The organism is Gordonia sp. B8661-1, assembly GCF_059427765.1.
The window spans coordinates 183,911-208,264 of sequence record NZ_JCAHRL010000006.1; the positions used below are offsets into that span (position 1 = coordinate 183,911).

A 24,354-nucleotide genomic window follows, 5' to 3' on the forward strand; every position below is an offset into this window, starting at 1 on the left:
CACGGATCCGCCCCCGGGTCGCCGCCGATCCCTATCTCACCGGGGTACCGGGCGTGTACATCTGTTCGCAGGCCACTCCACCCGGCGCCGGCGTGCACGGTCTGTGCGAATACAACGCCGCGAAGACCGCTCTGCGACGGACGTCGCGGTGACGCACCGCGCGTAGGCGCTTCGATCGCCTGCATCGATAATCCGTTGCCTCACAGCTCGTATCGTGCGACGGTATGCGCTGCCCGGACGAAAGGAGGGCCACCACCGATCCCCCGACACACACAGGTACCAGAACAATGACCACACTTGACGAATTGCTGTCCGACGAGAGCTATCCGGTTCGCCGCACCATCGACGTACTGTCTCGCGTGCTCGGCGCGGCCGCCGACGATCAGCGCAGGACCATCGACGACATGCTCACCGATCACCTCGGTGCGTCGCGATACGAGCGCACCAGGCATCACATGCCCCTGCGGGTCTCCACCGTGGTGGCGGCCGGCCTGGTGCTCACCGATCTCATCGCCGAGTTCGCGCCGGTGATCGCACCGGACGCCGATGACGATCCACCGCGCTGGACCGATCAGCGGATCGGCGCCACCGAATACACATTCCCGACCTATGTCACGCTGCTCCTCGGCGCCGACTGCGGGTTCGCGCCCGTACCGATCGCCATCCACGCCGCAATCGCGGTCGGCTACCAGCACTCGTACCTCACGGTGGTGGCGCCACCGGATGCACGTGAGGAGGCTCGCACCGTCGTGTCGGACCTCCGCAGGCGGATCTTCGACCGGAACCCGTTGCGCGGAAGGATTCTTCGTGCTTCGGACGAGGGCGGACTCATGCTGTCGGTGGTCGACGACCTGCGCGCCGACCGCGCACAGGTGATGGTGCCGTCGCGGGTATGGGAGGAGATCGACCTGGCCATCGGCGCGGTGACCAGTCGGCACACCCTGCTCGCGGCCGCGGGACTGCCGACCAGCCGGGGCGTGATGCTGGCCGGTCCGCCGGGCGTCGGCAAGACCGCTGTCGTCCGCGCGGTCGCCACCGAGATGGCGGGCGCGTTCACGGTGGTCATCGCCGATGCGTCGGCGGCGTCGTACGGGATCACCGCGCTCTACGATCAGGCGGCCGATCTCGGTCCGATGGTCGTGGTGCTCGACGACATCGATCTGTACATCCGGCGGCGCGGCGACGGAAACGATGCACAACTGGGCGCGCTGCTGGCGGCTCTCGACGGTGCGGCGAAACTGGATCGGGTCTTGACCATTGCCACCACCAACGATCCACGGGCGCTCGACGCGGCCGCCACCCGCGCCGCACGCTTCGACTCGGTCATCGAGTTGGGGCCGCCGTCGGATGTTGCGGCAGCGGCGATCTTGCGGAAGTTGCTGGAGCCGTTGCCCTGTGCCGGCATCGATGTGGATCGGGTGGTCGCGGCGCTGCCCGCGGACCGCAGTGGCGCCGACATCAGTGAGGTGGTCCGGCGTTCGATCCTCATCGACGGGGCCGAGATCACCACCGCGACACTGTTGTCGGTGATCGGTGCGCACGACTACGAGGCGGCGCTGCCGGTGGGCGCCTACCTGTAGTGCTGAAAACGTCCTCCACACGGTGGTCCAAGGGCAATATGCCCTCGGACCACCGTGTGGAGGACGTTTTCAGCAGGATCAGAAATAGCCGTTCGCCGGCAGCGGCGTGCCGTTGACGAGGTGATCGCCGATGGCGACCGCCTTGTAGGCCGTCGGATTGTGCAGGGTGATGGTCCGGATGTTCCGCCAGTGACGATCCAGATTGCGCTGCCGGGTCGCCGCGGATGCCCCACCCACCTCGAAGAGCGCTGCGGCGGAACGCAACCCGACCTCATCGATATGGGTCTTCACCCGTGCCGCCGACAGCGACGCGGTGGCGAAAGCCTCCGGATCGACGACTCCGGACCGTGCACCGGCGTAGGCCGTCTCGATATCGGCGGCCGCCGCGAGTACGGCCGACCGGGCCACGTGGGCGGCAGCGTCGAGGCGGCCCACCGTCTCGAGCAGCACCGGATCCTCATTCGGCCGGTCGGCCGGCGCATGCTCGAAGGTGCGGGTCCGGCCGAGCAGTACATCTTTCGCGTCATCGGCCACCGACAGTAGAATCCCCGTGATCAGGGCCTGCAGGTACAACTGGAGCAGCGGACCGTCATTGGGGACAGGACCGGCTGCCGCAACGGCTTGCGGGGACACGTCGGTGACGGTCAGGATGTCCTCGTCCGATACCGCGACATCCCGGAAAGTCGTAGTGCCCGTGCCGGTCCGATGCTGTCCGATGCCGTCCCAGTCGTCCACGACCGTGATTCCCTCACGGTCGATCGGCAGCACGATCCGCGCAACCTGTTCACGGTCGCCGTGTACGGATGCCAGGACCAGCACCCAGTCGGAGAACGCGGTGCCGGTGCTGTAGAACTTGTCGCCGCTCAGCAACCACCCGCCGTCCACCGGACGGAGTTCGGTGGCGAGTTGCCGGATCGCGCCGGCCGCGCCGGTCCGTTCGCTGGTGGCGTTGCCGAAGATGTCTCCGGCGGCGACACGGGCCGCCCACTTCTCCCGTACCGGCCCGTCGGGCAGCCGCCGGATCTGTTCGACGAACCACCAGTGCGCGCGCAGGATATGCGCCACCACGGGATCGGCCCGCGCCAGATCGATGACGAAATCCAGCAGTTCGACCGCTCCGAAGCCCTGTCCGCCTTCGGAGCGCTCCAATGTCAGTGCGGTGAGGCCGGATTCGGCGAGAAGTCGGATCTGCTCGTGCGGGTCGATCGCCCGGCGTTCGCGTTCTCCGGCACCCGCCGCGATCCGGGCGAGCACGTCGCTGCGGTCAACCGCTCCCTTCAGCGTCGTGGTCATGCGTTCACCTCCGCGAACGCGCCGCGATAGCGTGCGGCGGGATGGGTGTCGGGAAGCCGGTCGCTCCCGCTGAGCTTGCGTCGCGCCGTCCCCGGCTCGTAATCGCGACGGGCCAGCCCGCGGTCGCGCAGCACCGGCAGCACGTGTTCCGCGAACTCGACGTAGGTGCCCGGGATTGTCGCGTTGATGACGTTGACACCATCGATGCCCGCAGCACGCCATTCGTCGAGACGGTCCGCGATCTGCTCCGGTGTACCCACCACACGTCCACTGCGCGAACGGAGTTCGGCCAGATCACGGACGGTGGGTTCGCGATCCGGGACAGCCTCCCGCAGCCAGAGCAGGAAGCTCTGGGTACCCTCGGTCTTGATGTCGCCGATGGGCGTGTCGAGATCGTAGAACCCGAGATCGAAGCCCAGGCCGCCGGCCGAGTGCGCGATGATCGTCGCGGGATCGATAAGCTCGTCGAGTTCGGCCGCCTTCCGATGCGCCTCCTCCTCGGTGGAGCCGACCACAAAGGACAAGCCCTGGAAGAACTTCAGGTCGCGCGGATCGCGACCGGCCTCGGACACCAGCCGCCGGGTGTCGTCGATGAGTCGGCCCGCGTCCGCAGGACTCGGCGAGATGATGAACTGCGCCTCGGCATTTCGTGCGGCGAACCGGCGACCGGTCTGCGACGATCCGGCCTGGAACAGCACCGGCGTCCGCTGGGGTGACGGCGCGACCAGGTGTGGTCCCTCCACGCGGTAGCGCTCACCTTCGTGAAAGATCTTGTGCACCTTGTCGAAGTCGGCGTGGATACCCGATTCCTTGTCCTGGACCAGCGCTCCCTCGTCCCAGGATCCCTCCCACAGTTTGTAGACCACATCGACGTACTCGTCGGCCCAGGCGTATCGGTCGTCGTGCCGGGTGATGCCGTCGTAACCGAAGTTGCGCCAGGCATTGCCGGACAGACTGGTCACGATGTTCCACGCGATCCGTCCGCCCGACGCATGGTCGAGTGTGGAGATCTTTCGTGCGAAATCGAACGGATGCTCCTGCAGGATCGAGCTGGTGATCGCGATACCGAGATGTTCGGTGTGCGAGGCCAGCGCTGACGCCAGCACCAGCGGATCATTGCTGGGGATCTGAAGGCCGGTGTCCACGAACTTCTTCCAGTCGCCCTGATAGTCGTCGTAGAGACCGACGACGTCGGCGAAGAAGATGTAGTCGAAGGTCGCGGCCTCCAGGGTCTTCGCGAGGTCGATCCAGTGCTGCAGCGAGTTGAAGTCGTGCTGCTGTGCTTCGGGCGCGCGCCAGGCGCCGTGCAGGATATGCGACGTCGTGTTCATCACGAATGCCGCATAGCTCAGAGGTTGTGGGGACATCGGGCTTCCTAGCGGTTGACAGGGACCGGGACCACGGCGACGCTACGCCGGACGGCGGGGTCGCAGTCACCTTGTAATCACCGTGATGTCAAGCGGTGACCCAGCCGGTGCCGCTCGCTACCGTTGCGCCAGTTGCTCTTCCGTGTAGGGGGATCTCGATACGCTACCTCGCTGCGCTCGGTGGCTACTCGATCAGCGGAAGGGTCGCTGTGCTCGGTGGCTACTCGATCTGCTGAGGAACGTTCCTTTCGCTGGTCGAGTAGCGGCGCGCGAGCGCAGCGAGCCCGGCGCGTATCGAGGCCATGCACGAATACCCAAGGAGTGAAACGTGATCCGTTCTGCCCGTACCCCACGGCATGCTGCCGCCCTGCTGGGCCTCGTGCTGTGCGTGGTGCTCGCCGCGTGCGGTCGGCCGGAGACCGGTGACGGCCGGTCGACCGGTGTGGCCGCTGCCGAGGGCACGCCGGTCAGCGGTGGTGTCATCGAGTACGGACATGAGCAGGAGCCGCCGTGCATCCACGGCGGCTGGGTGCAGAACGCCTATCTGGCACGCCAGTACCTCGACAATCTGGTGTCCCTCGACGATGGCGGCCGACCGGTGCCGTGGCTGGCCACGAGGTGGGATCTGTCGCCGGATCGCAAGAGCTACACCTTCCATCTGAAGCCCGGTGTGAAGTTCAGTGACGGAACGGATCTCGATGCTGCGGCCGTGCAGGCGACCTTCCGCTCGTACCTGGACCCGGAGAACCCGAATGGGACCGTCGTCTCCTACATCGGTCAGTACTTCGACCGGGATGAGGTCGTCGACCCGCTCACGTATCGGCTCTACCTGAAGAATCCGTATACGCCTTTGCTGACGGTACTCAGTCAGGGCTACTTCGGAATTCAGTCACCGACAGCGCTGCGTCGCGGTGCCGAGGCGAACTGCAGCAAGCCCGTGGGCTCGGGTCCGTTCATCATCGATCGGTGGGATCGCAACCGGTCCATCACATTCGTGCGTAATCCGCACTACAACTCTTCTCCCGCCAATGCGCGACACCAGGGGCCCGCCTACGTGGACAAGGTGATCTGGAAGTTCCTCAAGGACCCGGTGTTGCGGTACGGCTCGCTGCGCAGCGGATCGTCGGATGTGATCTACAACGTGCCCGCGATCAACTGGGCCGACGCCACCTGGCGCTTCCAGACCGACCAGTACATCACTCCGGGCCGGCCCAATGCCATCACGCTGAATGTGGATCACGCGCCGTTCGACGACGTGCGCGTGCGTCAGGCCTTCGCCTACGCCGCGGATCGCCGGAAAGCGGTGGAGACCGCGTATCTCGGTGTGGTGCCCTATAACCCGAATGGCGCACTGAGCCGGAGCACTCCCGATCACGACCCCGAATCCGGTACCTACGCGTACGACCCGGGACGTTCGGCGGAATTGCTGGACGCCGCGGGGTGGACCGGTCGCGACGCCGACGGCGTGCGTACGAAGGACGGTCGGCGTCTCACGGCGCGCGTGGTGTACGCGGCCGACGCCATCATCGGACCGGAGGGCGCAGGCATTCTGCAGAGCATCGCCCATCAGGCGGACGCCGTCGGCTTCGACATCGAGCTGGTGCCTGCCACCCAGGCCGCCTACTTCGGCGGCAGCTATTCGAAGCCGGAGACCTATGAGGCGTACGTCGGCTACTGGACGAGTCCGACTCCCGGTCTGCTGTACATCAATTGGCGTCAACGGCTGACCGACACACCGAATCCGTACAACACCGCCTTCTATAACGACCCGCACCTCCAGCAGGTGATCGAGCAGGCCAACTCGTCGGCGGATCCCGCGGAGCAGCGCAGGCTGTACACCTCGGCGCAGCGCATCATCGGCGACCAGGCACTGGCCATCGGCCTGTACACCCAGACCACCTCGATCGCCGTCACGCCGCAGCTGCGCGACGTGTGGGTCGAGAAATCCCAGGGCGAACCGGTGTTCGCGGATGCGAGGTTCGTGCGATGACGCTCGTCAGCGACCGGGATGCCGGTACGTCCGACATCCCGTCCACCCCGACGACGGTGACCAAGCGCGGTCTGCACGGCCTCCGGTGGCTCGGCAAAGTCGCCTCCGGTGTGTTCGTGTTGTGGGCCGCGGCATCGATCACCTTCCTGCTGCAGGTGCTGGCGCCGGGTGATCGTGCGACGTTGCTGCTGAATCTGCAATCCGGTGTCAGCAGGGAGCGGACGCCGGACGAACTGGCGCCGATCAATGCTCAGTACGGTTTCACCGACTCGATCTGGGCGCAGTACCTCCACTACCTGGGTGGCTTGGTGCGAGGGGATCTCGGTACCTCGTTCCAGCTACAGCAGCCCGTGACCGAGGTGATCGCCGGACAGATCGGCCCGACACTGGTCCTGACGCTCTCCGCGCTCGTGGTGGCGTGGCTGCTGGTGCTCGTCACCACCACACTGACCGCCGGACGGCGGGGCCCCTGGGGGGCCATCGGTTCACTGGTGGAGACCGTGAGTGCCGGGTTGCCCCAGTACTGGGTGGGTTCGATCCTGCTCGTGGTCTTCGCCATCGGGCTCGGCTGGTTCCCGGTGGAGAGCGGTACGGGAGTGTACGGGCTCATCCTGCCGGTGCTGACATTGGCCATTCCGCTCGCCGGATTTCTCGGGCAGGTGGCTCGCGACGAGTTCGCGCGCGCACTCGACCAGCCGTTCGTCCTCACTGCCCGCAGCCGCGGACTGAGCGACTTCTCGGTCCGCGCGCGACATGTGTTGCGGCACTCGGTCTTACCGGCCGTGACCGTGTCCGGCTGGGCGATGGGTGCACTGTTGTCCGGTGCCGTGATCGCGGAGACGGTCTTCGCGCGGGCAGGGATCGGACAGACGCTGGTGACGGCCGCCAGTTCCCGTGACGTTCCCCTCGTCAGCGGCATCGTCGTATTCGTCGCCTTCGTCTACATCGTCGCGAATCTGCTCGTCGACTTCCTGTACACCGTGATCGACCCGAGGATCGAGATTCCATGACCACCACCGAGATCCGGCCGCCGGACGAGACCACGTCGTCGGCGGCGACATCACCGGGGACGACCTCTGCCGCGCGCGTGCTGTCGTGGCTACGTCGGTTACCGGGAGCATTCCCGCCCGGACTGGGTGCCGCGATCGCCGTCGTCACGTTCCTGATCCTCGCGTTGGCCGTACCGCGCGTCCTCGCACCGTACGATCCGTACGCCATCGACCTGAACAACACGCTGGCGCCGCCGAGTTGGGCCCATCCGTTCGGAACCGATCTGACCGGACGGGATCTGTTGAGCCGCGTGATCGTCGGCACCCGGGAGTCGCTCGCGATCGGCATCGGTGCGGTCGGTGTGGCCGCTACGATAGCCATTCTGCTCGGAATCGGAGCGGGTTTGTCCCGGGGGATTGCGCAGGCCCTGGCGAACCGGTGGATCGACGTCATGTTCGCATTCCCCACGGTCCTGCTCGGCTTGTTGCTGACCTCGGTCTTCGGACCCGGACGAACCACCCTGATCGTCGCGATCGGGGTCGGTATCGCACCGGGGTATGCGCGGATCGTCCGCGGCCAGGTGCTGGCGGTGCGCAACGCGCCCTACATCGAGGCGGCGACCGCGCTCGGGCATTCACGGTCACGAATCCTGGTGCAGCACATCGCACCCAATGCGCTGCGGCCATTGATCGTCACCGTCACCCTGGGTATCGGACAAGCCATCATCTGGGCGTCCGGCCTCGCGTATCTCGGCCTCGGCGTGCCGCCTCCCGCAGCCGAGTGGGGCGCACTGCTCGACGCCGGGCGTACCTACATCACCGTCGCGTGGTGGCTGGAGATCTTCCCCGGCCTGGTCATCGTGGTGGTGGCCCTCGCCTTCACGACGATCGGCCGTCACCTGTCCCGCCGCCTCGAAGGAAGCGAAAGATGAACGCCGTCAACAACAGTGGTGTCAACCCACTCGTCCACGTCCGGAACCTGCGTATCGGCTTCGGTGGACATGATGTCGTCGACGGGGTGTCCTTCGACGTTCTCCCCGGGGAATGCCTGGCCATCGTCGGGGAGTCGGGCTCCGGGAAATCGGTGACCGCCCGGACACTCATCGGGCTCACCGGCGACGGCGCCGAGATATCCGCTGATGCAGTGACCTTCGACGGACGAACCCTGCTGGGCCGCACCGAACGTCAGTGGCGTGCGGTGCGGGGCCGGGAGATCGGATTCGTTCTGCAGGATGCCCTGGTCTCGCTCGACCAATTGCGCACGGTGGGCAGCGAGGTCGGCGAGGCGCTGGGCGATGCCGCAGGCCGATCACGTGTTCGGCGCGAACGGGTTGTCGAACTGCTCGACCTCGTCGGCGTGCCGGAGCCGCGGGTCCGTGCCGCGCAGCGCCCGCACGAGCTGTCCGGTGGTCTCCGGCAACGTGCGCTGATCGCGTCGGCGCTCGCGCAGGATCCCCGGCTGGTGATCGCCGACGAGCCGACCACCGCACTCGACGCAACGGTGCAGGCCCAGATCCTCGACGTCCTCGACGAGGTGAAACAGCGCGGCAATGCGGTGGTTCTGATCTCGCACGATCTCGCGGTCGTCGCGCGACTGGCGGACCGGGTCGCCGTCATGCGGCACGGCAGCATCGTCGAATCCGGTCCCACCGCAGCGGTACTCGCCGATCCGAGACACGAGTACACCCGTCAGCTCCTGGCGTCCGTACCGTCGCGGACGTCCAAGGGCACGCTGCTTACCACCGGTGAGGCCCTCGATGTGACACCGCCGCACACCGAGGATTTCGCTCTGCGGGTCCGGGAGGTGCGGAAGTCCTTCGCCGGCCGATCCGGTGCGGCACGCGGGACCACCCGCAGCGCGGTGAAAGGGGTGAGCTTCGATCTTCGTCCCGGGCGCACGGTGGGGATCGTCGGCGAATCCGGATCCGGCAAAACCACCACGGCGCGAATGATTCTGGGGCTCACCGCACCCGACTCCGGCACTGTCGAGCTGAACGGCCGACCGTGGAGCACCCTCACCGATGCGCAACGCCGCGCTGCGCGCACGCAGATCTCGGTGATCTACCAGGACCCGTTGAGCTCCTTCGACCCGCGGTGGACCGTCGAGCGAATCCTTCGGGACAGTCTGCACGGCAGCGGGCTACGCGGGGACGAACTGCAGGAGAGGATCTCCGAGTTGCTCACCCAGGTCGGATTGTCAGATGCGCACCGCGGCCGGTACCCGCTGCGGATGTCCGGCGGGCAGCGCCAGCGCGTCGCGATCGCCCGGGCGCTGGCTCCGCGTCCCGGCGTCATCGTCTGCGATGAGCCGGTATCGGCGCTCGACGTGTCCATCCAGGCCCGCATTCTCGATCTGCTGACCCGGCTGCAGGCCGAAACCGGTGTGGCACTGGTGTTCATCTCGCACGATCTGGGCGTCATCCACCACATGAGTGACGACATCGTGGTGATGCGTGACGGTGAGGTGGTGGAGCAGGGGCCTGCCGACGAGGTCTTCGGCAACCCGTCGCACCCCTACACGGTCGAGCTGCTCGCCGCGGTGCCGACGATCGAGGCCGCACAGTTGGTTGCCTGAGGCGAGGACGTGGGCGAGCCTGCGGAAAACATCGCCCTCAGAGGGTCTCGAGGGCATATTGCCCTCGGAGGGTGCTGAGGGCGACGTTGTCAGTCACGCCCCGGAGTGCGAGGATGACCGGGCTCGATGGGGTGAGATGCGGGGGCAGCTCGGCGTGGACGGTCCGGCGATGCCCGGTGAGATCGACGACGGTGATGTCGGCCATCCGGGCTCCGGCGAGTTCGTTTCCGGGAAAGGCGATGTCGGCGATAGCCGTGGGGAGGGGCAGTCGTGCGTCGACATGGACGGTGGCGCGGACGTCCAGGACCGTCGAGGACGAGATACGGGTGACCAGCGTGGGAAACCAGAGGCCGTCGGGGCACAGCGACTGACAGACCGGTACGGCGTCGTGGTCGAGGTAGAAGGCAACCTTGCGGCGGTGGGCCTCCTCGAGGACGGAGAGGTCACCGATGACGACATCGGAGCCTGCGCTGCGTAGGGGCAATGCCCAGCGGAAGGGGTCGAAGGAACGGTTCACGGTGATCGCTTTCAATGAGGGCAGGATGTCGAACAGGGTCACGCTGTTCGGTCTACTCCACGTGCACCGCGTTCACCACGCATCGGTCCGCTAAGACTTCGTCAATTGTGCTGCGCCCCAGCTCAGCTAGCCCTGATGGAGAAGAAGCGGAACGAGTTGTTCGGCGGCCGTCCAGGCGCCGTGATGCCCGGGCATCGAATTCTCGATGGCGGGATCGGTCAGTGAACGGGTGAGGATTGTGGTGTTCCGTGCCACGGCGACGACGTCACCGATCCGTTGACGCACCTCGTCGGTGACGGCCGGTCCGAACCACTGCTCGTCGAGCACCTGTGTCCGGCCGACCACGTGGGCATGCGGTCCGACGACCTCCTGCCACGTTCCGAGTACGTCGGCGGCCATTCCGGGATCGGTGTACAGGTGGCGGACCCGCATCTCACCGGCCACCATGTCGACGCCGTCGAGAAGCCCCGGGGTGGTGTCGATGTCGATGCGTTCACCGGCCTGCACCATGCCGTGGTCGCCGGTCACCGCCAGCACCGTGTCGGCCGGGAGTTCGTCGGCCAGTTCGGCGACCAGACGGTCGGCCTTGCCCAGTGCGACAACCCATTCCGGAGAGCCCGGCCCATGCAGGTGGCCCGCCATGTCGAGTTCAGACCAGTACGCGTACACGAGCCGAGCGTTTCGGGTCGGGGATTCGAAAGCCGCCGCGACCTGTTGCCGGATCTCCTCCGGGGTCTGCGCGCCCCGAAACGTGCCGGGTGCCCGGAATGCTGCTCGGGTCAGTCCGGAGCCCTCGAACATGCCGGGCATCACGTAGGTGACCTCCACGTCGCGGGCGGCCATGTCGGTCAGAATCCCGCCGAGCGGCTGAACCTCCTCGGGTGCAAGAGAATCCAGAGCCGACGGCCCGTCGGACCGGTCGAAGGTCCAGCGCAGAGCGTTGAGCATGCGTCCTCGGGGAGCCGGGCGAAACGCATATCCGATGATGCCGTGGCTACCGCACGGGGCGCCCATCATCAGGCTGGTGGTGCTCGTCGCGGTGGTCGCGGGAAATCCGGCCCGCAGCACCGACGACCGCAGTGCGGTCAAAGTAGGTGCATGTGAGGCGAATTCGTCGAGCAGTACCGACCCGAGGCCGTCGATGAGGAGGACGACGGCATCGCGCGTGGGCGGTATCGGTACCGCTCCGGTCGACTGGCCATGGAGGGCCGCGTCGATGCTCGGCAGCACATCGGCCAACGACGCGTATCCCGACCATGCGGTGGGCGGCACTTCGTCAAGGTCCATGACGCCACCGTAGAGGCTCGGGCGAGGAGTGCGGGCCCGTTCAGGCTGCGAGGAGCGGCAGGAGCACGATGATCAGAATCAGCACGAACATCAGGGCGGCGAACCCGATCATCGCGCCGGCGCCGTTCCATTTCTGCGGGCCGACACCGAGCGATCCCTTGCTGAAGGTCCACAGCGGTGACCGGTATTCGACCTCGACCATCTGCTGCGGCGCGACGTCGATGACGGCGTCGGCGGGACCGATCTTCGGCGGAAGGAAGTACGGGGTATGCACGTGAACGTGGTGCTGTCCGGGAGCGAGCGGGATCTCTCGACGCCCCCACCCCTCGGCGGGCAGCTGCTGATTGTCGACGACGACGACCGGCTTGATGAGCAGGAAGATCCACGCGAGGGGGAAGAATTTGGTGGTCAGCGCGATGCCCTGCATGCCACCGGGGATCTGACCGTAGCCGCCGGGCGCTGCCGGGTTCCCCGGAAAAGCCTGCGTCGGCTGCTGATAACCGCCCGCGACGGGCTGACCGTAGCCCGGCTGAGGTTGCCCCTGCTGCGGATAACCCTGGTGCGAACCCTGCTGCTGTGGGTATCCGGGGCCCGGCCGGCCTGGCGCGCCGTACGGCTGGCCCTGTCCTGGGAAGTTGGGCTGCTGCGGTGCGTTCATGGGTGGCGGTCCGATCGTTCGGGGCTCAGTACGCGACGAATGTAGCCCGAAAGTGTGCATCCGGCGCCGTGCGGAGGCGTTTCGGGAGAGGATTCACAGCCAGAGTCGTCCGGTCGAATGACACGCTCAGCGAGGGGAGTCGGCGACCCCGTTGTCCGGCTCGCCGTCGATGTCGGTGCGCAGCCTCCCGGTGATCTCGTCGATCTTGGCGCCGGTGGTCGGTGCGAAGCGCGACTCGTCGAAGCGGGGATGCCCGTCGACCGTCAGGTGATAGCGAGCCAGCTGTCGCCGCACCGGGTCTTTCATCTCCGACAGGATCAGCGTGATGTTCTGGGACCGCAGATAGTCGTCGAGTTCGACCAGTTCGTCGACGGCGGTGGCGTCGATGTCGGTGATCGGCTCGGCGGCGAGAATGACGGTGTGCAGCGTTCGGCCGTTCGACCAGGCCTCTCGGACACGGGCGCGGACGAAGTCGTCGAACATGCCGCCGTTCGCGAAGAACAGGGGCGCATCGAAACGAAGGATGAGCACACCGTCGATGCGTTCGGCCTCCGGGTAGCTGGTCACGTCGTGGTACCCGCGCAGACCGGGGATCCGGCCGAGTTCGGTGCGGTAGGGGCGCCATGCCTGATTGACGAAAGCGACCAGGGACAGCGCGATGGCGACCAGGATGCCCTCCAGCACACCGACGGTCGCGACGCCGACGAACGCGGCCACGGCCAGCGCACCTTCCACCCAGTGTGCGCGGAACAGCTCGACCACTCCCCGGATGTCGATGAGTGCGGCGGCCGCGGTGAGGACGACCGCGGCCAGGGCCGAGGTGGGCAGATAGTCGGTGATCCCGGGGGCCACCAGGATGAACACGATGATGAGTGCCGCACCCACCAGAGACGCGAGTTGTGTTCGCGCCCCGGCTTGTTCGGCAACGGCGGTGCGGGATGACGACGCCGAGATCGGGAAGCCGCTCAGGAGACCGCTCGCGATGTTCGCCGTGCCCACACCCGCCATCTCCTGGCTTCCGTTGACGGTGTGTCCGCCGCGGGCGGCAAAGGTCCGCGACAGCACGCTGGTGTCGGCGAAGGCGATGAGCGCGATGCCGACCGCCGGTCCGGCGAGGCTCAGGGCGTCATCCATCGTGATGGAACCGAGTGCGGGGCCGGGCAATCCGCGTGGCATGGCACCGACGACCGGGAGATCGTCCTGCCACCCGAAGATCCACACGGCGACGATCGAGCCGATCACGGCGACGAGGACACCGGGAACGGTCTTGCGCCACCAGCGGAGTGCCACGATCACGGCGAGGCAGATGAGCCCGATACCGGCGGCGCCCCAGTCGATTCGCCCGTTCGCGATGTCCTCGGCGATGCCGGTGATCCGGCCCCACATGGTGTCTGCCTCGACCGAGAACCCGAGCAGCTTGGGTAACTGGCTCAGGATCACCACGAGGGCGATGCCGTTGAGGTAGCCGATGCGGATGGGTTTGGAGAGCAGGTCGGTGACGAAGCCGAGCCGGAGCAGGCCGGCGACGACCATGACGATGCCGACCTCGATCGCGAGCAGGCCGGCGAGCGCGACTCGTTCGGAGTCGACCGCCGCGAGGGGGATGATCGAGGCGGCGATGATGGGCGCCAACGACGAGTCGGGACCCAATACGAGGATGCGTGACGGCCCGACGATCGCGTACACGATGAGCGGGATGATCGTGGCGTACAGACCGGTCACCGGCGGGAGCCCGGCGACCTGTGCGTATCCCATTCCCGCCGGGATCAGCAGCGCGGTGAGCACGATGCCCGCGGTCAGATCGCCGCGCAGGTACGAGCGCTGGTACGTACGGGCGACCTCGACTCCGGGAAGCAATCGCATCAACTCGGGCATCCGCAGATTATCTCCCGTCACCTCTACATACGTGATGAGACACGGATATCGGCGTTCGCGACTAGTCGACCCGGAGTGTCACGGTGATCGGCACTTCGTCGTCCCAGGGCTGCGAGGCACGAGATCGGCGACCCTGACGTAACCGCGCTCGAACTCGCGGACGGCAGGATCGATGAGGCGATACTGCTGAGTCTGCCGGTGGATCGGCTGGGCGTCGAGCAGCACGATCCGGACCTCGCCCGGCTCGAACCGGCACCGCTTGTGCAGCGATGCCATGAGCGCGGTTCGCCGGATCACCATCATCTCGAGCCGCTTTCGGGGTGATCGTCGACCAGGAGAAGAGCCTGCCGAAGCAGGACGGCAAACTCGTTGAAGTACTGGAACATACCGCTGTGCAATGCCATCTCGGACTCGTTTCCGAAGCGCCGTACCTGTGCTGCGGTGGTGCGCCAGCCATCGGCCTGTTCGCTACAGACACGGAGGTAGTCGCGGATCCGGTCGGCCTTGTTATTGGTCAGATGTGCGATCCGCTGTGGGGTCAGAGGACTCTCTGCATGGAGGTCGAGCAGTGTCTGCAGGCCGATCGGCACGGCGTTGTGAGCGCACGAGTGTGCCCCTGGCGGGCCGGGATTCAGCTCCACGATCAATGACCATGCCGTGGTGTTCAGGAAGTTTCGCCACCGGGCGAACGCCACGGACAGATTGCGTGGATGAAAGACCGCACAGTCGACGACCCGCTGGACGTACACGTGGTCGTCGCCGACCATCACCGACATGTCCGGCCAGTGCCGCGAGTGCGCAACCATGGCCGCACCCAACACCGCGGGCTCGATGAGCCGATGGGTCAGGGTGGTCGCGAAGACCAGAAAGGGACCCGGATCAGTCGCGAAGACGTGCGACGGTGCATCGTCGGTGTGCGGTAGGACCACGGAGCCGTTGTCGATCGTCAGTTCCCGTCGGGTCTCGGCGGACAGGACGGTGCGCGCGAGCTCGAGCAGGTGATCCGAACAGCACGGCACCACACTTCTCTCGGAGCGGGTGATGTGGTCGCCGTCGATGTTCGGTGGCGGGAGAACAAGATCGGGTTCGCGGACGGACACGTCACGCGGATCGGTGATGTCCCAGATGTCCTGGAGGGTACGGACGATCAGGCCGACGAGTGCCACGGGCTGTGTCCGGCCGACCTCGTGGATGTGAACCTGTTTGCGGGGCAAGTGATTCCAGCCGAGTTGGAGCAGACGGCTGCGCATGCGGCGCGTCGGTTCGGGCCGTCGTGCGGGCAGATCCGCGTCGGCGATCGTGCATCGGAGTCGGAGTGAGGTTGTGTAGGTCAACTCGAGCAACGGGTGTTCGCGGTCGTGTGGCCGGACGATGATGCCGAGCGACGAACCCGTGCCGAATGTGCTGAGGCGCTTGGTGAGGTCGTCGATGAACGGCCGCCAGAGGTTGGCCGCGTCGGTGGTGGACATGAGAACTCCGGGGGTGCAGCAGGGATGGGACTGCCTCGCACGCTAGGTACGGACGGCGACAATCCCGGCGCTGCCGGACGGAGTTGTCCACAGGTTGCTAGTGCGGTGCCACGAATGTTTGGAAACTGACTTTCGTGCGGAGGTCGAACCCGAGGTGCTCGTACAATCTGATCGCTCCGGTATTCGTGGCGGCCGCGTGCAGGAACGGCGTCTCGTCGCGTTCTCGAATATCATGTGCGACAGCGTTGATGAGCCGGCCGGCGAGTCCCTGGCCCCGGTGCGCGGGATCGGTGCAGACGGCGCTGATCTCGGTCCATCCGGGAGCATGGAGACGTTGACCGGCCATGGCGACGAGGTCACCGTCGCGCCGGATGCCGAGATATGTACCCATCTCGATCGTGCGTTTGCGGAACGGACCCGGGTCGGTGCGCCGCACCAGATCGAGCATCTCGGGGACGTCCGCGGCCGTGAGTTCGACGGCTTCGTCGTCGGGGGTGGCCGCCACGCGCTCATCCACCATCTGGACGCCGGGCATCTGGAACCTCGTGTCCCAGCCGGCCGGAGGAGTGACATCGACGACCGGCACGAACACCGACGCGCCGGGACCGATCAACGCCGCGAGGTCCGCCCAGTCCGCCGCCGACGGATCGGCGGGAAGTGCCGCCATCGGACAGACGTCGGTCAGGTAGCGCACAGCGTTCCCGTGTCGTTCGGCCAACGATGCGTGCGGGCCCGTCAGCGCCGCGAATGCCGGATTGTCGAGAGGATGTGTAGTGCCGCTGACCACCACATCGACGCTACCCGACCGTCGCAGGGGTGCGATGCGCGCGAGCGCTTATCCGAGCCGGATGTCCACGGGGACCGCATTGCCGATCGTGTGACCGACCGGCGAACTCGCGCGCACCTTCTCATGAAGAGCCTCGAGTTGATCGCGGGGTGCATCGGAGTCGATGCTGACGGTGGCGGTGATGGAGTCGAAGCCGGCATGGCCGTCGGCGAGACCGAGAAACACCGACAAATCGATGTCGCCCTTGAGGTCCACGCGCAAATCCCTCACCTCGATGCCGGCGACCGTCGCATTCGCGGCGTATCCGACAGCAAGGCAGTTGCCGAGCGCACTCAACAGCTGTTCGACCGGATTCGCCGCCGAATCACCTCCACCCAGGGCTGCCGGTTCGTCGGACTGGGTCGGCGCGAAGTTACGCACCCTCGCTTCGGACGCGAACGCACCTTTCCATTGCACGTGCGCGGCCCAGGTGGTGTGCGCCTTGTCCGGGTTGTCCTGAATGGTCGCCACCAGGGCGCCGATCGACTCGATGTCGACGTCGTTGAGGCGGGTTGCGGTGTCGGTCATCGTGCTCCCTGAGTTGTGTGGACTTCGGTGCTCCCTCCGCCACTATCCGACCGGTTGGCGCGCTTTGGCTCTGTTCAGGGTCAGGCTGAGCTGAAGGGTTGCGGGACGGCCGTCGTCCTTTCGGTGTAGGTCCGGTAGACGAAAACCATTGCGCTTCAGCCCGGCCGGACGCACTGAGCGGGGACGACGGGTAATCGAAGACAGTTCTCAGGAAGAGTTCACCCACAGTGCAGATCGATAGGGCAGTCTCGTAGGTGATCGAGCGACAGACGCTCTTGAGTCCACGGGTGAGGCGAGCAAGCCGCTGTGCAGACCGCGACCCATCGCGGATCGTCGATGAGTCGGGGTGTGGCAACGGAAGCTCCCGGGCCCCTGCCATGTGACCCCGTCGTAGACCACCGCGTCGCGGCGGGGTCGCAGTGTGTTCATCGGCCGGATCATCGGAGGCCGGAGGCGTGGCGGTCAGAAGCCATATCTGCGACTATTCGGACTGTGAAGCACTCAGAGTCCGTTATTCCGTCAATGCCCGAAATCGCGGGCGATCTCGTCGTCCATGAAGATGACTCGGGTCTTGTGCTGGCCGGTGACGCGGACGCGGTCAATGCCTACATCGACTACATCCGGTCGGTGGTGGGGGACTCCGCGGGTGTAGTGGCAATGACTTCGTCGAAGGCGGCGAACCTTACGGCTACAGCGGCCGGCATAGCCAGTTCGATTGCGCAGCGGGGCGAGTATGTCCGACTCTCACCGCACAGTGTGGACCTGCTGAAGAAGCATCGAGTAATCCCGGGGATACCTGGTTTCAACCGTATGACTGTTGTGCAAGCCAATGGAAGGTTTGCCGGCCAATTGCAGTGGCAGCGGGTTCCCGTCGGCCCGTCACAGGCGATGGCAGTACAAATGCTTGCCGTCCAAATGGCCCTGAAGACCGCGATCGCGTCGGTGGAAGAGGCGGTGGAACGTGTCGAGGGCAAGGTGGATGAGGTACTGGCACTTGCCAAGGCGGACAGGGCGGGAGATGTTCTCGGGCAGCATATGGCGGTCAAGCGTTTGAGTGATTATCTCGATCGGCACGACTCGCTCACGTCGACCGACTGGGATGCCGTCGCCTCATTAGGTCCTGCCTTGGAGGTAACCGTCCAGAAGCTGCGCGCGCATGTCAGAGAGTGTCTGGACGGCTTCGACTCCACCAAGCCGATACAGGACCGGGCGAAATACCTCGACTCAATCGTCAGTACTGATCGAATCGGCGAGAGTATGCAGCTCCTTCTGGTTGCCGAGGACGCGTACTACCAGTGGCAACGACTCAGGGTCTCGCGCGTTGCGGACACGGAGGCCGATCACCTCGAGAATGTAGTGCAGTCAGCCCGAGAGGCGCTGCGGAGCCATGCTGATGAAGACGGCCAAATCCTTGTCGACGCGAGAATCACGCTCGACGCCTTCGCGACGATCCGGCCGTTGGAGATCGCCAGATTTGGTGCGACAAGCCAATTGAAACGGAACATGGTGTCGCTACGCGAAGACCTTGACCGCTACGCGTCCGCGCGGCGCAGTCAGGTAATTGGGTGGTCAGATGTTGAGGCGCCGGGGATCAGAGACGCTATTACGGAGCTGGGGGACCGCGCCAAGTTGGCGGCTACCGGTGTGAGAGCGGTCGGTACAAAAGCTGTTGATCACGGCTTTGATGGCGTTGGACGAGCGGGAAAGTGGATGCAGACCGCCGCCGAGCGGAGGGCTTATCGGCACAAGAAAGATGAGGCCGCAGAATGATCCTCGTCTCATCCGTGTGCGCACGCACGCGCTAGCAGTGCAACGCGCTCGGTGCGCCTCACGCATTTGACCGACCACGTACGCTTGACCGTCCGCCGAGTAGACGGCCAGCGCGCCATCGTGCGTCAACCTATTGCCCGTTCGTGGGTCCCCGCATCGTGGCACCGATGTCGCGCGTCGCGCGATACCAGCGAGAAACGTACTTGTCGGACAACGGTTCCGGATGCTTGCCGATGTGTTCGACGAACCATGAACTCAAGCCGCCCCAGTGAGAGTGGTCGCCTGCGGGGACCAACTGCCAGCCGAGTTCACCGAGCGTCCATTGAGACTTCGCGGAGTTGTGCAGCATCGACGTCGTCACCCAGTTGGTCTCTTCGTCGGCGCCTCCACGGGTCACCGGTACGACGTGATCGATCGACGGGAACAGTTCCCAGAACGCGAAGTGTCCGTGGGACAGTTTCCCGTTGCGGTGGAACGGGAAGTCCTCCGGTAGGTGGAGGGACAGCGTGCGCAGCACCGCGGGGTGTACGAGCCGATCTCCCGAGTAGCGATCGAGAAATCCGTCCCGATAGAACACTGCCAGACACTGGCGCTCGGTGTATCGCCGTGAGTATCGCGTTTGCGGGGTGAACGGGTAACCGGAGCGGAGGATCTCTCGGGCACGTTCGGTCCCGTCAGGGTCGAGCGCGGAACACACCGGGAATTCACTGGACTGTCCGGATGATCGGGACTACCTTCCGACTTGGCGGGTCCGACGACCCGACATACGTTGACCCGACACACGATGCATGCGAGAGGAGGAAGCGCAGATGGGCGAATTCACCGTCACAAGTGGCGAATTGACCTGCCGGAAACCGAAGCCCGGCACCATCCACCCCTGCGCTCTCCGAGGCTGATGTCCGACGGTCGGCGCGCTCGCACTGTTCGCCACCGTATTGAGGAACCGGCCATGACCATTTTCGTCACCAACGCGGGACTCCAGATTCTCGCGCGCGTCACGTGGCGTCGCGCGGCGATCCTGCTGACCACGGAGGTCGCTCGCAACGTCGAGGGCACACCGGTGGTCCGAGTTGTCCACTCGCCGAGCGTCGTTCAGCCGATCCACAAGGTCGTCGCCATCCGGCGTGACGCCTACCGGCCGTTCGCCGGGAAGTCGATGGATTCCTACGCGTCGTCGGCGACCATCCTGCGGCGCGATCAGTGGAACTGCGCGTACTGCGACGGTCCGGCGGACACCGTCGACCACATCGTGCCGCGGTCGGTGGGCGGGCCGAGCACATTCGGGAACCAGGTGGCGGCCTGCAAGTCCTGCAACGGATTCAAGGCCGACCGCACCCCACGCCAGGCCGGCATGGCGCTGCGGCACGCCCCGTTCGTCTACGACCCGTGGGCCGCGGATCAGAAAGAGGTCTGGGAAATGTTCGCGCTGGGTCACGCCACGGGGTGAGTGGTCAGTCGTCTCCGGGCGTCCAGCTGCGATCGAATTCCGCGGGCTGTTTGGCCAGGACGGCCTCGTGCAGGTCGCGAATCGTCTGTGCGAGTTCGCGTGCGTCGATACCGGTGCGGGACGCGGTGACGCCGAGTTCGTTCTTGAGCAGTCGCGTGCAGACGTCGCGTTTGGCGATGCCCTCGTCCGTGATCGAGAGGTGCCGGATATTGCCGGACCCGGCAGGCGACTCGTCCCGGACATACTCGGCGTCAATGAGTTTGCGGACCAGGGTGCTCGTCGACGGTTCGCTGATCCGCAGTGCGCGCGCGAGCTCACGGCCGGTGAACCCCGGATTCTCGGAAATGATGATCAAGGCGATGTACCGGTTGTAACTCAGACGCTCCCGACGGAGAAGTCGCTCGGCGGCAAGGTCCAGGGTGTGCACCAGATTGTGCAGTTCGTACGCCAGATCGAGATCCACACCGCGCATCTTAGCCCCGCTAACTTAGCGAAGGCAGCCCGTGCGCGAAACCGGTGCTGTCAGAATCGGGTTCACGATCCGTATCCGCCGGAGGAGAGCGCGTGTCACCCTTTGATCCGATGGTCCATGAGCACATCGACGCCATCAAGCAATTGAAGTATCGCTATTGGCGCGCTTGTGATGCCAAGGACCCGAAGACGTTTCGGGACTGCTTCATCCGTACCGGCGCGTACATCGATTACGGCAGGCTCGGTGCCTTCGAGGATGCGGACCCGATGACCGAGATCTTCCGCAGGGTGGCGCTGCACCGCGTGGACGGCCGGTACGCGATCTTCGATATGCACCACGGCACGCATCCGGTCATCACCCTGACCGGAGACGACACCGCGATCGGCGCGTGGTCGCTGCAGTTCCGGCAGATCAACATGATCGACCGGACGGAGACGCTGACCACGGGGGAGTACGCCGACGAGTACGTCATCGAGGACGGCGAGTGGAAGATGTCGCGTTGCGTGTTCACCGAACGCTGGGCGTTGCGTCAACCGCTGCCCGACGGGGCGACTCTCAGCCCGGGCACGTTCGCGACCTGAGTCCGTATCCGGTCAGCGTACGAAGGCCGGCTCACGTCGTGGCGCGGGGGCGTCCCACTCGTCGATCACGGTGTCGTCCGGCTCGGATATGCGGCGGCCGGTGTGCGGGCTGCCGACGACCAGTGCGGCACCCATGACCGCGGCCACCAAGGCCGAGACGGCGATGGGCGCGGGCGACGGGAAGCAGGAGGCGACCAGGACGGGGGTCGCGATCACCACGACGACCGCGGCCAGCCAGTCGGGTGCCGAGCCCCAGCGTCGTGCGGTGCCTCGATGCGGGTCGGGGAGCAGGGCGCCGAGTCCGGCGACGAGCAACGTCGAGATGATGACATCGCTCGGGCGATGCCAGGCGGCGGCGATCACGCCGAACTCGATGGTCGCGGCCCAGGTGCCGCCCGCCGCGATCGCCAACGGCCGCAGGATCGGGGGCACGGCCCGGACGAGAACCACGACGAACGCGGTGACGGCGGCACCGTGCCCACTGGGCGCCGAGTTGCCGGTGGCCTCGATCCATTCATGGAAGAGCGGTCGTTCCAGGATGTCGTCGCGGAGATACTGCGCCCCCAGGACGACCAGCGGGATGAACGCGAACAGCGCGGCCGTGCAGGCGAGACGTCGGCCCATCGACGCATGTGACGACCCGAGGCGAACCTGCGCGGCCAGCAGGACGACGATGCCGAGAAGTACCCAGAGCAGCGGATTGGAGACGACCGAGGCGCTGAGCACGGACGGGATCACGCCGATGATCGGGGCGTGGCGGCTGGCGTCGAAGAGCTTCTGGTCGACGAGCTGTCCCGGGGAGGTGCGTACGGCGACGAAGAACACGGCTGTGGCCAGCCCACATCCCACCAGCGCGACCAGAATCGCGCGGAGGGTGGACGCTCGTCGCGTCACGGATGTCGATGTAACCACTTGCTCCAGGGTAGAGAGTCGACGGCAGGGGGACCCGGCGAGTCCGCTGGTGTGTCTGTCACCGCGCTCGGATCGTTACTTTCCGTCGGTCACGTGGATGACGCGGCACGCCGCTACGGTGGATTCGGGTCGGGCACCCGCGTAAGGGAGGGAGCACGGTGACGTCGCAACCAACCGCCGATCCGGCAGCCGACTACACACCCGACCCGCGACGCTGGAAAGCGCTCGGGGTCTGTCTGATCGTCGGCTTCATGACGCTGCTGGACGTCTCGATCGTGAACGTCGCCCTGCCGTCCATCGAGAAGGGATTGGGCGCGAACGAGGCCGACCTGTCATGGGTCGTCTCCGGCTACGCCCTCGCCTTCGGACTGTTCCTGGTGCCGGCCGGACGCATCGGTGATGCCCGCGGCCGCAAACGCATCTTCCTGGTCGGGCTCGTCCTGTTCGTACTCGCCTCGGCCGCGTGCGGGCTCGCTCCCGAACCGAAGACCCTGGTGATCGCGCGCCTGGTCCAGGGGCTGGCGGGCGGACTGCTCAATCCGCAGGTGTCCGGGCTCATCCAGATGCTGTTCCGCGGTGCGGAGCGCGGCAAGGCCTTCGGGCTCTTCGCGGCGACCATCGGCATCTCGACGGCCGTCGGGCCGTTGCTCGGAGGCGTGCTGATCCAGATCTTCGGCGCCACCGACGGTTGGCGCTGGGTCTTCTTCGTGAATCTGCCGATCGGAGTACTCGCCTTCGTCGCCGCGGTCCGGTTGATTCCCGAGCGACCCGCGTCCGGTAGGCAGGCGATGCGCGGCGCGTTCGATCCGGTGGGCGTGGTACTCCTCGGCGCGGCGGTGCTCGCCGTGATGCTGCCACTGGTGCAGCAGGAGCAGTGGCGCGGCAACGGCAAGTGGCTGCTGATGCCGGTCGCGGCGGTCCTTCTCGTGGCGTTCGTGCTCTGGGAGCGCCGGCGAATGCGCACCGCCCGCAGCCCGCTCGTCGACCTGTCCCTGTTCGCGTTGCGTTCGTACAGTCTCGGCTGTCTGGTCGGCCTCTCGTACTTCGCGGGATTCACCACGATCTTCTTCATCTTCACCCTGTATGTGCAACAGGGACTGGGGTATTCGGCGTTGCTCGCCGGTGTGGCGATGACACCGTTCGCGCTCGGTTCGGCGGTGTCGGCCGGAGTGGGCGGCAACATCGTCACCCGCTGGGGACGATCGCTGATCGTCTGGGGACTGGTGCTGGTCCTGATCGGATTGTTCGGCACCGTCCTGGCCGTCGAGTTGTTCCCGGGGCGCGAAGTCGGTTGGGCCGCTGCGCTTCCGCTGCTGGTCGCCGGTATCGGTTCGGGTCTGGTGATCTCACCGAATGTGACGCTCACACTGGCCGATGTGCCGGTCACGAAGGGCGGCATCGCGGGCGGTGTCCTGCAGACCGGTCAGCGCATCGGCTCGGCAGCCGGCATCGCTCTCGTCGGTGCGGTCTTCTTCGGACGGGTGGCCGGCAGTCACGGCGACTGGGCCTACGCCTTCCGCGTCGGATTGTTGACCGCCATCGGGCTGGTGATGGTGGCATTCGTCGTCGCCCTCGCCGACGTCATCGCCAATCGGGTCTCCGCCCGCTGACTCCGGACGCACGCCCGCTGCACGCGGGCTACCGGACGGCCCGCGGGTAGTTGTTTCGGTCCGAGTAGTGCTGCTCGGCGAATTCGCGTGGTGCTCTGCGCGTTACCTGTGCGAGTGCACATACCACTCTGAATGGCGTGCGGGACCACCACCAACACCCATTGCCCGCACATCCCTGGGAGGAAAGAAAATGTTCAACTCATCGAAACGCGCCCGGGCCGCGGCCATCACCGCGGCCGGCCTGGGAGCGGTGGCCGCAGCCATCGTCTCCACTGCCCCTGCGAATGCCGCCGTCACCAGCATCACCGCTCACCCCGGTGCCGGTGGACGGTTCGGCACCACCTGTTCCTACGACGTGACTGCGTCGGCGACGACCAATCAGCTCGTCGTCTTCACCGACAACGGTGTCGTGATCGGCGGCGGTGGCATCGCACCGTCCGGCGGCATCGCCAGCATCAAGTGGACGCCCACCACCCCGGGCAACCACATCCTGCGGGCCCGTCAGGGCCTCACCGTACGCACCACCAATGTGACGGTCGGGCAAGGACTGAATCTGGGCAGTCTGTGCCTCGCCTAGCGTGACGGTGCGTGCAGTGAGTGGGCGGAAT

22 protein-coding genes and 2 pseudogenes are annotated in these 24,354 nt (G+C 66.1%); 11 read left to right on the top strand and 13 right to left on the bottom strand.

Annotated features, from left to right (window positions below; genetic code table 11):
* Positions 1-5 precede the first annotated feature (5 nt).
* Positions 6-152 (top strand): annotated as a pseudogene (locus tag AC4JJG_RS14170) (FAD-dependent oxidoreductase); the annotation flags it as partial.
* A gap of 135 nt (positions 153-287) precedes the next feature.
* Positions 288-1,580 carry an AAA family ATPase gene (locus tag AC4JJG_RS14175; RefSeq protein ID WP_495398256.1) on the top strand — a complete coding sequence of 431 codons (1,293 nt, stop codon included), beginning with the start codon at positions 288-290 and terminating at the stop codon, positions 1,578-1,580.
* 78 nt (positions 1,581-1,658) lie between these two features.
* On the opposite strand, the gene AC4JJG_RS14180 is transcribed toward AC4JJG_RS14175, so the two are convergent.
* On the bottom strand, positions 1,659-2,873 hold the full coding sequence (locus tag AC4JJG_RS14180; RefSeq protein WP_495398255.1) for an acyl-CoA dehydrogenase family protein: 1,215 nt from the start codon (positions 2,871-2,873) through the stop codon (positions 1,659-1,661).
* Positions 2,870-4,240, bottom strand: a complete 1,371-nt coding sequence (locus tag AC4JJG_RS14185; protein WP_495398254.1) for an LLM class flavin-dependent oxidoreductase — start codon at positions 4,238-4,240, stop codon at positions 2,870-2,872. Before AC4JJG_RS14185 ends, AC4JJG_RS14180 begins: the two co-directional genes overlap by 4 nt.
* Positions 4,241-4,568: 328 nt before the next feature.
* On the opposite strand from AC4JJG_RS14185, the gene AC4JJG_RS14190 reads away from it, so the two are divergent.
* Genes AC4JJG_RS14190 through AC4JJG_RS14205 form a run of 4 tightly spaced genes read left to right on the top strand, consistent with a single transcriptional unit; the run spans position 4,569 to position 9,794 of the window.
* Complete coding sequence (locus tag AC4JJG_RS14190; protein WP_495398253.1) at positions 4,569-6,230, top strand: ABC transporter substrate-binding protein; 1,662 nt, start codon at positions 4,569-4,571, stop codon at positions 6,228-6,230.
* Complete coding sequence (locus AC4JJG_RS14195) at positions 6,227-7,240, top strand: ABC transporter permease (protein ID WP_495398252.1); 1,014 nt, start codon at positions 6,227-6,229, stop codon at positions 7,238-7,240. Before AC4JJG_RS14190 ends, AC4JJG_RS14195 begins: the two co-directional genes overlap by 4 nt.
* Complete coding sequence (locus AC4JJG_RS14200) at positions 7,237-8,151, top strand: ABC transporter permease (protein WP_495398251.1); 915 nt, start codon at positions 7,237-7,239, stop codon at positions 8,149-8,151. The genes AC4JJG_RS14195 and AC4JJG_RS14200 overlap by 4 nt, the downstream gene beginning before the upstream one ends.
* Positions 8,148-9,794: a dipeptide ABC transporter ATP-binding protein gene (locus tag AC4JJG_RS14205; RefSeq protein WP_495398250.1), complete on the top strand. Its 1,647-nt coding sequence runs from the start codon at positions 8,148-8,150 to the stop codon at positions 9,792-9,794. Before AC4JJG_RS14200 ends, AC4JJG_RS14205 begins: the two co-directional genes overlap by 4 nt.
* A gap of 37 nt (positions 9,795-9,831) precedes the next feature.
* Here AC4JJG_RS14205 and AC4JJG_RS14210 read toward each other — a convergent pair whose 3' ends face one another.
* The 8 genes and pseudogenes from AC4JJG_RS14210 to AC4JJG_RS14245 form a co-directional block, all read right to left on the bottom strand.
* Positions 9,832-10,353 carry a hypothetical protein gene (locus tag AC4JJG_RS14210; protein ID WP_495398249.1) on the bottom strand — a complete coding sequence of 174 codons (522 nt, stop codon included), beginning with the start codon at positions 10,351-10,353 and terminating at the stop codon, positions 9,832-9,834.
* 84 nt (positions 10,354-10,437) lie between these two features.
* The gene (locus AC4JJG_RS14215) at positions 10,438-11,598 is read right to left on the bottom strand and encodes an alkaline phosphatase family protein (protein WP_495398248.1); all 1,161 of its coding nucleotides are present in this window, start codon (positions 11,596-11,598) and stop codon (positions 10,438-10,440) included.
* 40 nt (positions 11,599-11,638) lie between these two features.
* Positions 11,639-12,256 carry a hypothetical protein gene (locus tag AC4JJG_RS14220; protein ID WP_495398247.1) on the bottom strand — a complete coding sequence of 206 codons (618 nt, stop codon included), beginning with the start codon at positions 12,254-12,256 and terminating at the stop codon, positions 11,639-11,641.
* Positions 12,257-12,382: 126 nt separating this feature from the next.
* Positions 12,383-14,131, bottom strand: a complete 1,749-nt coding sequence (locus tag AC4JJG_RS14225; protein ID WP_495398246.1) for a SulP family inorganic anion transporter — start codon at positions 14,129-14,131, stop codon at positions 12,383-12,385.
* A 61-nt stretch (positions 14,132-14,192) separates the two neighbouring features.
* Positions 14,193-14,389 (bottom strand): annotated as a pseudogene (locus AC4JJG_RS14230) (DUF3556 domain-containing protein); the annotation flags it as partial.
* A 41-nt stretch (positions 14,390-14,430) separates the two neighbouring features.
* Entirely contained in the window at positions 14,431-15,600 is a 1,170-nt protein-coding gene (locus AC4JJG_RS14235) for a TY-Chap domain-containing protein (RefSeq protein ID WP_495398245.1), read from the bottom strand.
* A 97-nt stretch (positions 15,601-15,697) separates the two neighbouring features.
* Positions 15,698-16,387 (bottom strand): GNAT family N-acetyltransferase, encoded by a 690-nt coding sequence (locus AC4JJG_RS14240; protein ID WP_495398244.1) that lies wholly within the window; start codon positions 16,385-16,387, stop codon positions 15,698-15,700.
* 48 nt (positions 16,388-16,435) lie between these two features.
* Positions 16,436-16,954, bottom strand: a complete 519-nt coding sequence (locus AC4JJG_RS14245; protein WP_495398243.1) for an OsmC family protein — start codon at positions 16,952-16,954, stop codon at positions 16,436-16,438.
* A gap of 492 nt (positions 16,955-17,446) precedes the next feature.
* Here AC4JJG_RS14245 and AC4JJG_RS14250 point away from each other — a divergent pair, with 492 nt between their 5' ends.
* A complete protein-coding gene (locus AC4JJG_RS14250) occupies positions 17,447-18,724 on the top strand; it encodes a hypothetical protein (RefSeq protein WP_495398242.1) in 1,278 nt (425 codons plus the stop codon).
* 130 nt (positions 18,725-18,854) lie between these two features.
* Here the strand turns inward: AC4JJG_RS14250 and AC4JJG_RS14255 are convergent, their stop codons facing one another.
* The gene (locus AC4JJG_RS14255) at positions 18,855-19,301 is read right to left on the bottom strand and encodes an HNH endonuclease (RefSeq protein WP_495398241.1); all 447 of its coding nucleotides are present in this window, start codon (positions 19,299-19,301) and stop codon (positions 18,855-18,857) included.
* A gap of 372 nt (positions 19,302-19,673) precedes the next feature.
* On the opposite strand from AC4JJG_RS14255, the gene AC4JJG_RS14260 reads away from it, so the two are divergent.
* A complete protein-coding gene (locus AC4JJG_RS14260; protein WP_495398240.1) occupies positions 19,674-20,171 on the top strand; it encodes an HNH endonuclease in 498 nt (165 codons plus the stop codon).
* A gap of 4 nt (positions 20,172-20,175) precedes the next feature.
* Here AC4JJG_RS14260 and AC4JJG_RS14265 read toward each other — a convergent pair whose 3' ends face one another.
* A complete protein-coding gene (locus tag AC4JJG_RS14265) occupies positions 20,176-20,634 on the bottom strand; it encodes a MarR family winged helix-turn-helix transcriptional regulator (RefSeq protein WP_495398239.1) in 459 nt (152 codons plus the stop codon).
* 119 nt (positions 20,635-20,753) lie between these two features.
* Here AC4JJG_RS14265 and AC4JJG_RS14270 point away from each other — a divergent pair, with 119 nt between their 5' ends.
* Positions 20,754-21,224 (top strand): nuclear transport factor 2 family protein, encoded by a 471-nt coding sequence (locus AC4JJG_RS14270; protein ID WP_495399567.1) that lies wholly within the window; start codon positions 20,754-20,756, stop codon positions 21,222-21,224.
* Positions 21,225-21,236: 12 nt separating this feature from the next.
* Here the strand turns inward: AC4JJG_RS14270 and AC4JJG_RS14275 are convergent, their stop codons facing one another.
* Positions 21,237-22,136 (bottom strand): phosphatase PAP2 family protein, encoded by a 900-nt coding sequence (locus tag AC4JJG_RS14275; RefSeq protein ID WP_495398238.1) that lies wholly within the window; start codon positions 22,134-22,136, stop codon positions 21,237-21,239.
* 158 nt (positions 22,137-22,294) lie between these two features.
* On the opposite strand from AC4JJG_RS14275, the gene AC4JJG_RS14280 reads away from it, so the two are divergent.
* Both AC4JJG_RS14280 and AC4JJG_RS14285 read left to right on the top strand, forming a co-directional pair.
* Positions 22,295-23,746 carry an MFS transporter gene (locus AC4JJG_RS14280; protein WP_495398237.1) on the top strand — a complete coding sequence of 484 codons (1,452 nt, stop codon included), beginning with the start codon at positions 22,295-22,297 and terminating at the stop codon, positions 23,744-23,746.
* Between the two features lie 190 nt (positions 23,747-23,936).
* Positions 23,937-24,323 carry a hypothetical protein gene (locus AC4JJG_RS14285; RefSeq protein WP_495398236.1) on the top strand — a complete coding sequence of 129 codons (387 nt, stop codon included), beginning with the start codon at positions 23,937-23,939 and terminating at the stop codon, positions 24,321-24,323.
* Positions 24,324-24,354 lie beyond the last annotated feature (31 nt).